The sequence below is a fragment of the Mumia zhuanghuii genome, from assembly GCF_042681565.1.
In the GTDB taxonomy this organism is placed as follows: domain Bacteria; phylum Actinomycetota; class Actinomycetes; order Propionibacteriales; family Nocardioidaceae; genus Mumia.
Window position 1 is genome coordinate 1 of sequence record NZ_JBHUFT010000003.1, and the last position, 14,365, is coordinate 14,365.

Sequence of the window (14,365 nt, forward strand, 5' to 3'; positions counted from 1 at the left end):
GTGGCGTACGCCGTACTAGTACGGCGTACGCCACTTTCGGACGAGCCCCTGTCTTCGACGGCGCGCGCGGCTACGCGGGGAAAGGCCCCGCGTGCAGGAGCGCACTCGGCAGGCGCCGTCCGATCTCGTCCTGCAGCCAGCCGGCCGCGTCGATGAGCGTCTCGAGGTTGAGGCCGGTCGAGACGCCCGAGCGTGCGAACGTGTAGACGAGGTCCTCGGTCGCGACGTTGCCGGTCGCGTTCGGCGCGAACGGGCAGCCTCCGACGCCGCCGATGCTGGCGTCGAGCACGTGGACTCCCGCAGCGACGCCCGCGACCGCGTTGGCGACGCCGGTGTTGCGGGTGTCGTGAAGGTGGAGCCGACGCCTCGTGCTCGCCGGTGCCCGGCGTCCGAGGAGCGCGAGGCGATCGGACACCGCCGCGGGGACGGCGACTCCGATCGTGTCGGCGAGCGCGATCTCGTCGGGTCCGGCGTCGACGACACGGGCGATCACGTCGTCGAGGCGCTCAGCGGGGACCTCGCCCTCGAACGGGCATCCGAAGGACGCGCCGATCGTGATGCTGGTCGCGAGCCCGGCGGCGCGCGCGTCGGCCACGATCTCGGCCGCGGCCTCGCACGCCTGGGCCGTGGTCGTGCCCTGGTTGCGCTGGCAGAACGTGTCCGAGGCGACCACGACGACATTGACCTCGTCGACTGCAGCGGCGAGCGCGCGCTCCAGCCCGCGCCGGTTCATCACCAGCCCGAGGTACGCGACATCGTCCGTACGAGGGACGGAGGCCATCACCGCCTCCGCGTCGGCCATCTGCGGCACGCGCCCGGGGTGGACGAAGCTCACCGCCTCGATGCGCCGTGCTCCGGCCGCGATCGCCCGCTCGATCAGCGCAACCTTGACGTCGGTTGCGAGCACGACCGACTCGTTCTGCAGCCCGTCCCGCGGAGAGACCTCGCAGATCTCGACGCTCGTCACAGGTCCTCCAGATAGGCGATGGCCCGGTCCACCGAGACCACCTGGGCATACTTCGCCTGCAGGTCGTACAGGTTGGCCTCGTGCGGGCCGCTGGCACGATCGGCGACCGCGTCGCGGACCACTATCGGGATCAGACCGTGCTGCAGCGCGTCGACGGCCGTCGCACGGACGCATCCGCTCGTCGAGACACCCGCGACAAGCAGCGTGTCGACGCCGAGCGAGGCGAGCGTGGACGACAGCGACGTCCCGAAGAACGCGCTCGCGTACTGCTTGACGATCACCGGCTCGCCGGGCGCCGGGGCGACGGCATCGACGATCTCGGCACCCGGCCCGCCACCGGCGAAGCCTTGCAGCACGGGCAGCTTGCGGACGAAGACGCCCCCGTCGGCACCGCTCGTGTCGTACGCGACGCGGGTGTGCAGCACCGGGACGCGGGCCGCACGCGCTGCGCCCAGCACGCGGCTCGCCGGTCCGAGCACGGTGTCGGAGGGCAGGCACAGCGCCGAGTCCGGGTCGAAGTACGCCCGTACGAGGTCGACCATCACCAGCGCCGGGCGTCGACCCGGGGGAAGGTCGACGCCCAGCGCCGGCGGGAACGCGTCCGCGGGGAGCGGACTCACAGGGCCACCGGCGGCTTGGGGGCGGGGAGGCCGGTCTCCTCCTCGCAGCGGGCGAGAATCTCCTCCAGCGGTGGACCGGCGTCGAAGGTCGGGAGCACGTCCGGACGATCCGCGATCAGCTCCGCGCGCAGCGCGTCGGTCGCGTTGGCGTCAAGAGCGCCCGAGTCGTCGCACACCACCCCGAAGCGGCGGGCGCCCTCGGCGCTCACGAGGCCGCGGCGCACCTCGAGACCGACCAGCTCGGGATCACGGGCGAGCGGGTCGCCCCACCCACCGCCACCCCATGTGACGAAGTGCAAGAGGTCGCCACGCGCGACCGGCACGTCGTGGACCTTGCTCGGCAGGACCTCGCGGGTGCCGTCCGCGCGCTCGAGCCACTTGCGGCCACGCGCGCCGGGAGCACCGCCGTTGACGCCCCACGGGTATGTCAGCCAGCGGTCGTCGTGAATCGCGATCGTCCCGGGCTCGAGGAATCGGTACGCGACGTCGACCCCGTTGCCGCCACGGTGCAGGCCCGCACCTCCGGTGTCGGCGACGGTCTCCCACGCCTCGACCCTCAGCGGGTAGTACGACTCGAGGTACTCGCAGGGGATGTTGACGAACGACGGCCAGAGCGAGTGTCCGTCCGGACCGTCGCCGATCGGGCGGCCGGGGATGCCGCCGAAGCCGATCGAGTACAGCTGGAACCACTCGCCCTTGCGCTCGCCCTCGCTGTAGTTCCCCGAGTACATGAAGTGCGGGGACGACGAGAAGCCTGCGGCATTGAGCAGGTCGGGGTTGGTCTGGCCGAGCAGGCCGCCGAACAGGTCGAAGACGCGCCCGATGCCGTGGTTGCGGGCGTTGAGCGCCGCGGGGAACTTCGGCTTCCAGAACGAGTCCTCGGGGATCTCGACGTCGACCAGCGGATAGAAGCCGTCGTTCCAGAGGATCTGGGGGTCCGCGACCGTGATCATGTAGATCCCGAAGAACATCCGGACGAGGTTCTCGTTGATGAAGTAGTTGATCGGGCCCTGCGCCTGCGGACTGCTCCCGGTGAAGTCGAGAAGAACCTTGTCGCCGTTGCGGGTGAGACTGAGCTTGAGCTCGTACGGGCCGTAGCCGACGCCGTCGTCGCAGATGTAGTCGGTGAACGACAGCGTCTCGCCGTCCTTGAACACCATCTGCAGCAGCGCCTTCATCGCGCGGTAGTTGCGGTCGAGCAGCGCGTCGAGTGCGGAGGTGTAGGTGTCGGCGCCGAAGCGCGCGCACAGCTCCTGGACCCGACGGCCGGCGGTCCGGCATGCGGCGACGAGCCCGTTGAGGTCCGCGCGGTTCCAGTCGGGCTTGCGGACCTGGTTGAGGATGATCCGCAGCGCGTCTTCGTCGAGCACACCCTTCTTGTAGAGCTTGAAGGGCGGGATGACCACACCCTCCTCATAGATCGTGCGCGCATCGGTCGGCATCGACGCGGGAGTCTTGCCCCCGACGTCGGACATGTGCCCGAACATCGACGACCACCCGACGATGCGTCCCTCGAAGTAGATGGGCATCACGATCAGCCAGTCGTTGGCGTGGCTGATCGCGGCTCCGCACGAGTATGGGTCGGAGGTCAGGAGGACGTCGCCCTCCTCGATGGTGCCGTCGAAGTTCTCGAGGAAGTCGGGGATCGACAGCCCGAACTGGCCGACGACCATCTTGCCGTCGGGGTCACCGATCAGCGGGAACTCGTCGTGCTGCTCGCGGATGCCCGGAGACAGCGCCGTACGGAACAGCACCTCGTCCATCTCGTACCGCGCATTGCGCAGCGCGTTCTCGACGAGGTCGAGCGTGATGACGTCAACGTCCACCGCAGGCAGCGGCTCGGTCGCGGTCTGGATGATCTGTGCCATGTCTCAGCCCTCCACGCCGGCGCCGGCGCTGTCGTCGATGGGTCGGATGAGGAGGCTGCCGCTGGGGTGGACCGTCGCGGCGTGGCCGGGGAGGACGAGCGTCGTCGAGTCCATCTCGACGACGACCGCAGGTCCTACGACGACGTCGCCTGCGCGGAGCAGGTCGCGCTGGAAGAGGCCGGCGTCGGCCGGGCCTCCGTCCACCCAGATGCGTTGCGTCGCCGTGCGTGCCGCCGACGGGTCGCCGTCACCGGCGGTGAGCGTGGGGGCGCTCACCGCCGGCCGGGGGCCTGTCGCGGTCGCACGGACCGTGACGATCTCGTGCTCGTTGCCGAGCAGGAACGAGAACAGCCGTTCGTGCTCGGCATCGAAGGCGGCACGCAGCGCGTCGAGGCCGCCGCCGCTCCTGTCGAAGGCGTGCAGGTCGATCTCGACCGGGATCTCGAAGCCCTGCCCGTGGTAGCGGAGGTCGGCCGCGTACGTGAGCGTGAGGGCGTCCTCGTCGAGACCGTCGCGCAGCAGGGAGGCGCGCGCGTCCTCGGCGAGCTCAGAGAGCACGTCGCGCAGGCTGTCGTCGTCGAGCGCCGAGAACGGGCGCATGAGGGTCCGGACGGCCTCGTCGCGCATGCTCGTCGTCGCGTCCCCGTACGCGCACAGAACCCCCGGCGACGGCGGGATGATGACCGGCCACGCTCCGGTGAGGCGGCCGAGGGCGTTGGCGTGCAGCGGGCCGGCACCGCCGAATGCGACGAGCGCGAAGTCGCGCGGGTCGAAGCCTTGCTGGACCGACACGAGCCGCAGGGCGCCGAGCATGTTCTCGTTGACGATGTCGACGATCCCCTCGGCGGCCTCCTCGACGCTGGCGAGGTCGGTCGCGTCGACGATCGTCTGCACGGCCGTCGTGGCGGCGTCGCGGTCGAGGGTCACCTCGCCGCCGGCGAGCGACGTCGGGAGATAGCCGAGGACGACGTTGGCATCGGTGACGGTCGGGTCGGCGCCGCCCTGTCCGTACGCGGCCGGGCCGGGTACGGCGCCCGCGGACTGCGGCCCGACCCGCAGCGCCTGGGTGAGGGCGGGCACGTGGGCGATGGAGCCGCCGCCGGCACCGACCGTACGGACGTCGACCGACGTGGCACGGACGGTGAGGTCACCGACCTTGGTCTCGCGACCGATCCGGGGCGTGCGGTCCTGGACGAGCGCGACATCGGTCGAGGTGCCGCCCATGTCGAAGGTCATGAAGTCGGTGAACCCGGCCTGCTCGGCGACCCAGGCTGCGCCGGTGACGCCGCCGGCCGGACCCGAGAGGAGCAGCGAGACGGGGTTGTCGGCGGCGGCTGCGGCCGAGGTGAGACCACCGTCGCTGCGCAGGATGTAGAGGTTGCCGTCGACCCCGGCGGCCGACAGCTGGTCGCCGAGGTTGGCGGTGTAGCGGGCGACGCTCGGCTGGACGTAGGCGTTGGCGACCGTGGTCAGCGTGCGCTCGTACTCGCGCAGCTCGGGGAGGACCGACGACGACACCGAGATGGTGAGGTCGCCGAGAACCTCGGCGGCGATCTTCGCGACGCGCCGCTCGTGGTCGGGGTTGGCGTAGGAGTTGATGAGGCTGATGCTCAGCGCCTCGACTCCCTGGGCCGCGAGCGACTTCAGGGCTCGGCGTACGTCGGCCTCGTCGAGATCCTCGACGACGGAGCCGTCGCTGGCGATCCTCCCCACGACCTCGACGGTGTCCTCCAGCGCGGCGAGCGGCTCGGGCTTCGGCCAGATGATCCAGCCGGCCAGCCCCCCGGGGACGAACGACCGCGCGATCTGGAGCACCTGCCGGAAGCCGCGGGTGGTCACGAGCCCGACCCGCGCACCCTTGCCCTCGAGGATCGCGTTGGTGGCCACCGTCGTGCCGTGCATGACGTCGCCGACCTGGTCGAGACCGATGCCGGCGGTCTCACAGACCTGGCCGATGCCCTTGAGGACGCCGATGGACTGGTCGTGCGGGGTCGACGGTGTCTTCGCGCGATAGGTCTCCCCCGAGCGTTCGTCGACGAGCAGGATGTCGGTGAACGTGCCCCCGACGTCCACACCGAGCCGGTATGTCATGTGCCCTCCTTGGGATCAGTCGGTCGTCAGACCACGCCGGCGTCGCGCAGCGTGGTCAGCCGGTCTTCGTCCATGCCGAGCAGGCCTCGGTAGACGTCGTCGTTGTGCTCGCCGAGCTCTGGACCGAGATGGCGTACGGAGCCTGGCGTGCCCGAGAGCTTCGGCGCGACGTTCTGGACGGCGAACTCGCCGAGCGTGTCGTGCTTGAGCCGCACGATCGCCTCTCGTGCGGCGAAGTGGGGATCGTCGAGCATGTCGCGCGCCCGATAGATCCGGCCCGCAGGAACGCCGCCCTGGTTGAGGCGCTCGAGGAGGTCGTCGGCATCGATCCCGGCTGTCCACGTCGCGATGATGTCGTCGAGCTCGTCCATCGACGCGCCACGAGAGCCGTGGGTCGCGTAGCGCGCGTCGTCGGCGAGCTCGGGGCGCTCCATCACCGTGGCGAGCCGACGGAAGACCGTGTCCTGGTTGGCGGCGATGAGCACGGCGTCGCCGTCGCGCGTCGGATAGACGTTGCTGGGCGAGACGTTGGGGAGCACGGTGCCGGTGCGCTCGCGCTGGTAGCCGGCGATCTGCCACTCGGGGACCATCGACTCCATCAGCGCGAGAACCGACTCGTAGATCGCGGCGTCCACGACCTGACCACGCCCCGTCCGCTCGCGGGCGTGCAGCGCGACGAGCGTGCCGACGCAGGCGAACGTCGCGGCAAGGGAGTCGCCGAGCGAGACGCCGGTACGGGCTGGGGGCTTGTCGGGATCGCCGGTCACGTAGCGGATGCCGCCCATGGCCTCGCCGATCGACCCGTACCCCGCACGCTCGGCGTACGGGCCCGTCTGACCGAAGCCGGTCACCCGGGTCACGACGAGCCTCGGGTTGATCTCCCACAGGGCCTCAGGAGAGAGCCCCCAGCGCTCGAGCGTGCCCGGCCTGAAGTTCTCGACGAGGACGTCCGCCCGGGCGACCAGCTCGCGGACGATCTCCTGGCCGCGAGCGTCACGGAGGTTGGCGGTGACGGAGCGCTTGTTGCGCGCGACGACGGGCCACCACAGCGAGAGCCCGTGCGGCTTCTCCCGACCCCACTGCCTCATCGGGTCGCCCTTGCCGGGGTCCTCGACCTTGATGACGTCTGCACCGAAGTCTCCGAGGAGCTGTCCGCAGAAGGGGCCTGCGAGGAGCTGACCCATCTCGATCACACGGACGTCGGACAGCGGCGCGGCAAGATCCGTCACGCGAAGAACCTCCCAAGGTTCGTATACAACTCGTAGAAAATCGAGCGAGTGCGCGAGGCACTGAATGCCAGCGACACTAGGGTTGCAGCGCGACTCCGGTCAAGGATCTCGTCAGGCCAACAGAGTTGTATGCAATCTGCGAAACCTCGCTGCTATGCTCCGCGAGTCATGACGAGGAGAACAGACTCCGGTGCCAACGCCGACCGGACGTACGAGGCCATCCGCACGCAGATCCTGTCCGGACGCCGCCTGGGCGGTGAGTGGCTGCGCGAGGAAGACCTCGCCAAGGAGCTGGGGGTCAGCCGCACCCCCGTACGCGAGGCCCTGCGACGCCTCGCCGCCGACGGGCTGGTGCGACACGAGCGTCACCGCGGCGTCCAGGTGCAGAGCTGGAGCGTCGACGACGTCGAGGAGATCTTCGAGATCCGCGGCATGCTCGAGGCGTACGGCGCCCGGCGAGCGGCCACCTCGGACTCGCTCGACATCGCCGAACTGTCCGCGCTCGCCGAAGCGATGCAGCGTGCCGCCGAGGAGCACGACCTCGACGCCGTCACCGCGCTCAACAACCGCTTCCACGCGGCGATCGTCGACGCGGCGGGGCGGGCTCGCCTCGGTCCGCTGCTCGCATCGCTCGTCCACGTCCCCCTCGTCCACAACACCTTCGCGCACTACACGGCGGAGTCATTGCAGCGCAGCCTCGACCAGCACTGCGAGGTCGTCGCCGCCCTGCGTGCCGGCGACCCCGACTGGGCGGAGTCGGCGATGCGCGCGCACATCCGGCACGGCTGGGTCTCGATCCGAGACCGCCTGCCCGCCGCTCCCACCTCGGACGCCTGACCGCGTTTTCTTCCCTCCGTACGAATCACGGCCGATCCCCGTCACGGCGGGAACCTTGTGCTGCCCTCATCTCAATCTGGTTTTTCTAATCTCTTGTAAAAACCATTGCGCCGCCGCTACCGTCCTTGTGACAGGTCCGCCGAGGCGGGCCACGAGGCTGTGTCCATCACGGAAAGAGAGGCGCGCCGATGACCCGCCGCACGCTGTACGACGCGGACCACGAAGCCTTCCGGGAGACCGTTGCGGCCTTCATCGAGAAGCACGTCGTCCCCCACGCCGAGCGGTGGGAGGCCGAGGGCAAGGTCGACCGCGAGCTCTTCACCGCCGCCGCGGCCGACGGCATCCTCGGGTTCGCGATCCCTGAGGAGTACGGCGGAGGCGGAGTCGACGACTTCCGCTTCAACGCCATCATGGGCGAGGAGATCGCCCGCAACCCGGTGAGCAGCGGCATGGGGTGCGTCGCCCTCCAGAACGACATCGTCTTCCCCTACTTCACCGACCTGACCAACGACGAGCAGAAGGCCCGCTGGCTGCCCGGCATCGCCCGCGGCGAGCTCGTGACGGCGATCGCGATGACCGAGCCGGGCACCGGCAGCGATCTCGCCGGCATCCGTACCCGCGCGGTGCGCGACGGCGACGAGTACGTCGTCAACGGGGCGAAGACGTTCATCTCGAACGGCCAGAACGCCGATCTCGTCGCCACGGCGGTCCGCACCTCCGACGATCGGCACGGCGGGCTGAGCCTGCTCGTGATCGAGGACGGCACGCCCGGCTTCACGCGCGGTCGCAACCTCGAGAAGATCGGTCTGCACGCGCAGGACACGAGCGAGCTGTCGTTCGAGGACGTCCGCGTGCCGGCCGCCAACTTGCTTGGGGCGGAGGGTGCAGGCTTCCTCGGACTGGTCCGCAACCTCCCGCAGGAGCGCATCTCGATCGCCGCTGGCTCGGTCGCCGCTGCCGAGGGGTCGTTCGAACGGACCCTCGCCTACGTGAAGGAGCGCCAGGCGTTCGGGAAGCCGATCGGCAGCTTCCAGAACACCCGCTTCGTGCTCGCCGAGATCGCGACCGAGCTCCAGGTGAGCCGCGCATACCTCGACGAGATGGTGCGCCGTCACGTCACCGGGGACCTGACGGCCGAGGACGCCGCCGCCGCGAAGTGGTGGTGCACCGAGCAGCACGTCCGCATCGTCAACCGCTGCCTGCAGCTGCACGGCGGCTACGGCTACATGCGCGAGTACCGGATCGCCCGCGACTACGAGGACGCCCGGATCACGACGATCTACGGCGGCACGACCGAGATCATGAAGGAGATCGTCGGCCGCGGCCTGGGCCTGTGACCTCCTCCTCATCGAGACCCACCTGACCCACAGCCGAAGGACCTCGCCATGACCGAGACCGCCTACATCTACGACACCCTCCGTACCCCGCGCGGCAAGAACCGCGGCGGCGCCCTGCACGCGACCAAGCCCGTCGACCTCGTCGTCGGGCTGCTCGACGAGCTGCCTGAGCGCAACCCAGGCCTCGACCTCGAGCGCATCGACGACGTGGTCCTCGGCGTGGTCTCGCCCGTCGGCGAGCAGGGCGGCGTGATCTCCCGCACCGCCGTGCTCGTCTCCGGTCTCCCCGAGAGCGTGCCCGGCGTCCAGCTCAACCGCTTCTGCGCCTCCGGGCTCGAGGCCGTGAACACCGCGGCGGCCAAGATCGCCTCCGGCGACGCGATGGTGATCGCCGGCGGCGTCGAGTCGATGTCGCGCGTCCCGATGGGCAGCGACGGCGGCGCGTACGCCCAGGACCCGTCGACCTCCTACGACGCCTACTTCGTCCCCCAGGGCATCGGCGCCGACCTGATCGCGACGATCCACGGCTACTCGCGCGAGGACGTCGACGCCTTCGCGCTGGAGTCGCAGCGGCGTGCCGAGCACGCTTGGACCAACGGCTACTTCAAGCGGTCGATCGTCCCGGTCCGCGACATGAACGGTGTCCTCGTGCTCGACCAGGACGAGCACCGGCGCCCCGACGCGACGGCGGAGTCGCTGGCACGGCTGCGGCCAGCGTTCGCCGGCCTCGGGGCCCAGGCGGGCTTCGACGCCGTGGCGCTTCAGAAGTACCACGCGGTCGAGCGGATCGAGCACGTCCACACCGCCGGCAACTCCTCCGGGATCGTCGACGGAGCGGCGCTCGTCCTCCTCGGCAGTCAGGCCGCGGGCGCGGCGATGGGGCTCACGCCGCGCGGTCGCGTCGTGGCGTCGGCGGCCGTCGGCAGCGAGCCGACGATCATGCTCACCGGCCCGACCCCGGCGACCCGCAAGGTGCTCGACCGCGCCGGGCTCACCGTCGACGACATCGACCTCTTCGAGCTCAACGAGGCGTTCGCCTCGGTCGTCCTCAAGTGGATCGACGACCTCCAGCTCCCCCCGGAGAAGGTGAACGTCAACGGTGGCGCGATCGCGATGGGCCACCCGCTCGGGGCGACCGGCGCGATGATCCTCGGCACCGTCCTGGACGAGCTCGAGCGGCGCGACGCCCGGTACGGCCTCGTCACCTTGTGCGTCGGCGCCGGGATGGGCGTCGCCACCATCATCGAAAGGCTCTGACCATGACCACCATCGAAGGCATCCGCTGGGACAAGGGCGCCGACGGCGTCGTCGTCCTCACGATGGACGACCCCACGCAGCGCGTGAACACGATGAACGACGTCTGGGTCTCCTCGTACGCCCGCGCGGTCGAACGCCTCGAGCAGGAGCGGGACACGATCACGGGCGTCGTCCTGACCAGTGCCAAGCTCACGTTCTTCGCCGGAGGCGATCTGCGACTGCTCCAGCAGGGCTCGCCCGAAGACGCCCCCGTACGGACCGCTCACGTCGACGCCATCAAGGCGCTGATGCGCCGTCTCGAGACGCTCGGTCGTCCCGTGGTCGCCGCGATCAACGGCACCGCCCTCGGCGGTGGGCTCGAGGTCGCCCTCGCGACGCACCACCGCATCGCCGTCGACGCCCCCGACCTGCGCCTCGGCACGCCCGAGGTGACCTTCGGGCTCATCCCCGCGGGCGGGGGCATCACGCGCACGGTCCGCATGCTCGGTCTGCAGACGGCACTGACGGAGGTCATCCTCAGCGGTGCGCGGCTCTCCGCGGCCAAGGCGCACGAGCTCGGACTGGTCGACGAGCTCGTGAGCAGTCCGTCGGAGCTCCTCCCCCGCGCTCGCGCCTGGATCGCGGCCAACCCCGACGCCACGCAGCCCTGGGACCGCAAGGGCTTCACGATCCCCGGCGGCGGTCCGACGAGTCCGTCGATCGCCGCGACGCTGCCCGCGATGGCTGCTCTGCTTCGCCGCCAGCTCAAGGGCGCCCCGATGCCCGCCCCGCGTGCTGCGCTCGCCGCCGCGGTCGAGGGCGCGTACGTCGACGTGGACACCGCGACGTTGATCGAGACGCGCTATCTCGTCAGCCTCACCAGCGGCCAGGTCAGCAAGAACATGATCCACACGTTCTTCGCCAAGCAGCGCGTCGACGCCGGGGCCAGCCGGCCCGAGGGCCATCCCCCGTCCGAGGTCCGCCGGCTCGGCGTGATCGGGGCCGGGATGATGGGCGCGGGGATCGCGTACGTGGCCGCGAAGGCGGGCATCGACGTCGTCCTCGCCGACGTCAGCCTCGACGCGGCGACCCGCGGCAAGGGGTACGCCGAGAAGCTGGAGGCGAAGGCGCTCGCACGCGGGCGCACCGAGATCGCGAAGTCGGGCGCCTTGCTCGCGCGGATCACGCCGACCGGCGACGTCGCGGACCTGGCCGGCGCCGATCTCGTCGTCGAGGCCGTGTTCGAGTCGGTCCCGGTGAAGCAGGAGGTCTTCTCCCGGGTCGAGCCTGTCGTCCTTCCCGACGCGGTGCTCGGCTCCAACACCTCGACGCTCCCGATCTCGACGCTCGCCGAGGGCGTCACGAGGCCGGAGGACTTCATCGGCATCCACTTCTTCTCCCCGGTGGACAAGATGCCGCTGGTCGAGATCGTGCGCGGCGCCAAGACCTCGGACGCGACGCTCGCCAGGACGTTCGACTTCGTCCGCCAGATCCGCAAGACCCCGATCGTCGTCAACGACCAGCGAGGGTTCTTCACCTCGCGCGTGATCGGCACCTTCATCAACGAGGCGGTCGCCGCGGTCGGAGAGGGCGTCGAACCGTCGACGATCGAGCAGGCTGCGCTGCAGGCGGGCTATCCGGCAGGGCCGCTCCAGCTCCTCGATGAGCTCACGCTGACGCTGACCCACAAGATCCGCCAGGAGACGCGGGCCGCGGTCGAGGCCGAGGGCGGCACGTGGCAGCCGCACGGTGCCGACGCCGTCCTCGATCGCATGATCGGCGAGCTCGACCGGCGCGGCCGGTCGACCGGGGGCGGGTTCTACGCGTACGACGAGGACGGACGCCGGACCAGCATCTGGCCCGGGCTGCGCGAGGCGTTCGCGTCCGGCTCCGTCGAGGTGCCGCTCATCGACCTGCAGGAGCGGATGCTGTTCGCCGAGGCGATCGACGCGGTGCGCTGCCTCGGCGACGGAGTGCTCACCTCGGTCGAGGACGCCGACGTGGGCTCGCTGCTCGGCATCGGGTTCCCGCCGTGGACGGGCGGGGTGCTCCACTACATCGCGCAGTACGAGGGAGGGACTGCCGGGTTCGTCGCTCGTGCGCGCGCGCTCGCCGCGGCGTACGGCCCGCGGTTCGAGCCACCGGCGTCGCTGGTCGCGGCGGCCGAGGCTGGCACCGTCCTGGTCTGACGTGGCTCACGGCGAGGGGTCGGCCGGCACGCGGTCAGTGCCGGCCGATCCCTCCGAGCACGAGCTCCTGGGTGGCCTTCACGAGGTCGTCGAGCGTGCGATGCCCGGGGTCCCACCACTCTGCCGCCCAGTTCATCGCACCGAGGATGAGGAAGCGGGCGAGGTTCGGATCGAGGTCCGGACGCAGAGCGTCGGCGGCGATGGCGGCCTCGAAGAGGTCGCGCCACATGTGGCTGTACGCGGCCTCCTCGGCGGCGGAGCGCTCTCGGACCTCCACCGGCACCTGCCCAGCGTTGCGGACGGAGGCCGTCGTGTAGTCGCTGATCAAGAGCTCGTAGCGTAGATGCGCCTCGATCGCGGCGAGGATCTTGTCCATCGCGCCGGTGCCCTCGGGGAGCGCGGCCAGCACGTCGGAGACGTGCCCGCGGACGCGGTGGGCACCCACGTACATCACCTCGGCGATCAACGCGTCGCGAGAGCCGAAGTAGTAGTAGATCGCCGGCGCCTGGAGACCTGCTTCGGCGGCGACGTCCTGCAGTCGCGTGCCGGCGTAACCTTTGCGGCTGAGCACCCGCGCGGCGGCATCGAGGATCCGCTCCCTGGTCCGATGGGACTTCGGGAGAGGACGGGTCGTACCCGACCGACCCCGCGCGCCCGTCTGCTCCGTCACGGGCAAGAATCTAACACAGATTCAATTTTGGCGAGGCGGCTCTCCTTCAACACCGAGGACGCCGAGGACGAGGTCGTGCACCCGCTCCTGGGTCGCGTCGTCGTTCTTCCAGCGCACCCGTCGACCGAGGTCGGTCACGGTCCCGATCGCGGCGTGCACCAGGAACCGGGCCTCGACGGCCTCGACCCCCGGCCGGGCAGCGACCAGGAGGTCCGACCAGAGCACCACGTGCTCGCGCTGAAGCGCCCGGAGTCGCGCCTGCCCCGCAGCAGGGAGGCTCGCGACGTCGGAGGAGTAGACCGACATCTGCTCCTTGTGCGCGAACGAGTGGGAGACGTACGCGCGGGTCAGGCGCCAGAGCGCGAGCGAGGGCGGCGAGCCCCGTACGCCCGCTGCGGCCACGGTCGCATCGAGGTGGTCCGAGGCGAGCAGGCACGCGGCGAGCAGGACGTCGGCCTTGCTGGTGAAGTGCCGGTAGAAGCCGGACGGCGTGAGCCCCGCCTCGACCGCGATCGCCTCCACGGTCGTCTCGGCGAACCCTTCGGAGTGGAACAGCCGCACCGCCGCGTCGAGCACCTGGTCGCGCCGGGTCTCGGGCTCTCGCGGCGGGCTCACGATCGGCTCGCTCACGCCCTGCGCTGCCGGCTCGTCAGCTCGCGTGTCGCCCGGGGGTGGCCGAAGAGCGACCCGCACGGCGGCATCCGAGATCACTGCCGTGGTCCGGCGTACGGGCGCCGACGTGTGGTGGGCCGTGAGGCTGGCGACCACGGCCAACGCGCCGGTGGCCGCGAGGTCGATGTCGCTCTCGCCCGCCTCGGGGCGCATCGCGCGCACGAGCCCGGCGACGCGGCCGACCATCTCGTCGTACAGCGCCCGGACCTCGGCCCGGTCCTCGGGCTCGAGGTAGCGACCCTCCCACTGATAGATCCGCCCGGTCCTCCGGTTGCGCAACGTCGTCCGTACGAGGGTGGCGAGGACGTCGTCCAGGTGCCGGCGAGCGGCGTCGGCGTCAGCGAGGTCGACGCCGACCGGAGCCGGGGCCCAGGCGTCGAGGAGCTCGGCCGCGAGCGAGCTCGCGCACTGGGCGAACAGCGCGTACTTGCTGGGGAAGTGGCGGTAGAGCGCCGGGCCGGAGATGCCCACGGCGAGCGCGATGTCCTCCATGCCGACGGCGTGGTAGCCGCGATCGGCGAACTCGCGCGAGGCGGCGGCGAGGATGAGCGCCTTGCGGTTGCGCGGACGCCGTGCCGGCGGCACGACCGGTGCGGCCATCGTCTCCTCCTGCCCCTCGGGTGGCAGCAAGTTAACCACGTCCCGCGGC

Annotated in this window: 11 protein-coding genes; 4 read left to right on the forward strand and 7 right to left on the reverse strand. The window is 70.7% G+C overall.

Features of this window, described 5'->3' with window-relative positions; genetic code table 11:
- Positions 1 to 70 precede the first annotated feature (70 nt).
- The 5 genes from ACFSDF_RS05805 to ACFSDF_RS05825 are packed head-to-tail and all read right to left on the reverse strand — an operon-like array spanning position 71 to position 6,775.
- Positions 71 to 967 (reverse strand): hydroxymethylglutaryl-CoA lyase, encoded by an 897-nt coding sequence (locus ACFSDF_RS05805; protein WP_377156634.1) that lies wholly within the window; start codon positions 965 to 967, stop codon positions 71 to 73.
- Positions 964 to 1,587 (reverse strand): isochorismatase family protein, encoded by a 624-nt coding sequence (locus ACFSDF_RS05810; protein WP_279587723.1) that lies wholly within the window; start codon positions 1,585 to 1,587, stop codon positions 964 to 966. The genes ACFSDF_RS05805 and ACFSDF_RS05810 overlap by 4 nt, the downstream gene beginning before the upstream one ends.
- Positions 1,584 to 3,455: a hydantoinase B/oxoprolinase family protein gene (locus tag ACFSDF_RS05815; RefSeq protein ID WP_167001502.1), complete on the reverse strand. Its 1,872-nt coding sequence runs from the start codon at positions 3,453 to 3,455 to the stop codon at positions 1,584 to 1,586. The genes ACFSDF_RS05810 and ACFSDF_RS05815 overlap by 4 nt, the downstream gene beginning before the upstream one ends.
- 3 nt (positions 3,456 to 3,458) lie before the next feature.
- Positions 3,459 to 5,546: a hydantoinase/oxoprolinase family protein gene (locus ACFSDF_RS05820; RefSeq protein ID WP_377156637.1), complete on the reverse strand. Its 2,088-nt coding sequence runs from the start codon at positions 5,544 to 5,546 to the stop codon at positions 3,459 to 3,461.
- A gap of 26 nt (positions 5,547 to 5,572) precedes the next feature.
- Positions 5,573 to 6,775, reverse strand: a complete 1,203-nt coding sequence (locus ACFSDF_RS05825; RefSeq protein ID WP_208322826.1) for a CaiB/BaiF CoA transferase family protein — start codon at positions 6,773 to 6,775, stop codon at positions 5,573 to 5,575.
- 168 nt (positions 6,776 to 6,943) lie between these two features.
- Here ACFSDF_RS05825 and ACFSDF_RS05830 point away from each other — a divergent pair, with 168 nt between their 5' ends.
- The 4 genes from ACFSDF_RS05830 to ACFSDF_RS05845 all read left to right on the forward strand — a co-directional run bounded on the left by ACFSDF_RS05830 (position 6,944) and on the right by ACFSDF_RS05845 (position 12,374).
- Positions 6,944 to 7,612 carry a GntR family transcriptional regulator gene (locus ACFSDF_RS05830; RefSeq protein ID WP_167001500.1) on the forward strand — a complete coding sequence of 223 codons (669 nt, stop codon included), beginning with the start codon at positions 6,944 to 6,946 and terminating at the stop codon, positions 7,610 to 7,612.
- Positions 7,613 to 7,800: 188 nt separating this feature from the next.
- A complete protein-coding gene (locus ACFSDF_RS05835) occupies positions 7,801 to 8,949 on the forward strand; it encodes an acyl-CoA dehydrogenase family protein (RefSeq protein WP_167001499.1) in 1,149 nt (382 codons plus the stop codon).
- 48 nt (positions 8,950 to 8,997) lie between these two features.
- Positions 8,998 to 10,206, forward strand: coding sequence for an acetyl-CoA C-acetyltransferase (locus tag ACFSDF_RS05840; protein ID WP_167001498.1), 1,209 nt, complete (start codon positions 8,998 to 9,000; stop codon positions 10,204 to 10,206).
- A 2-nt stretch (positions 10,207 to 10,208) separates the two neighbouring features.
- Positions 10,209 to 12,374 carry a 3-hydroxyacyl-CoA dehydrogenase NAD-binding domain-containing protein gene (locus tag ACFSDF_RS05845; protein WP_377156640.1) on the forward strand — a complete coding sequence of 722 codons (2,166 nt, stop codon included), beginning with the start codon at positions 10,209 to 10,211 and terminating at the stop codon, positions 12,372 to 12,374.
- 34 nt (positions 12,375 to 12,408) lie between these two features.
- Here ACFSDF_RS05845 and ACFSDF_RS05850 read toward each other — a convergent pair whose 3' ends face one another.
- Together ACFSDF_RS05850 and ACFSDF_RS05855 are read right to left on the reverse strand one after the other, a co-directional pair.
- Positions 12,409 to 13,044: a TetR/AcrR family transcriptional regulator gene (locus ACFSDF_RS05850; RefSeq protein ID WP_167001496.1), complete on the reverse strand. Its 636-nt coding sequence runs from the start codon at positions 13,042 to 13,044 to the stop codon at positions 12,409 to 12,411.
- Between the two features lie 21 nt (positions 13,045 to 13,065).
- On the reverse strand, positions 13,066 to 14,316 hold the full coding sequence (locus ACFSDF_RS05855; protein ID WP_377156642.1) for a TetR/AcrR family transcriptional regulator: 1,251 nt from the start codon (positions 14,314 to 14,316) through the stop codon (positions 13,066 to 13,068).
- Between the last annotated feature and the right edge of the window lie 49 nt (positions 14,317 to 14,365).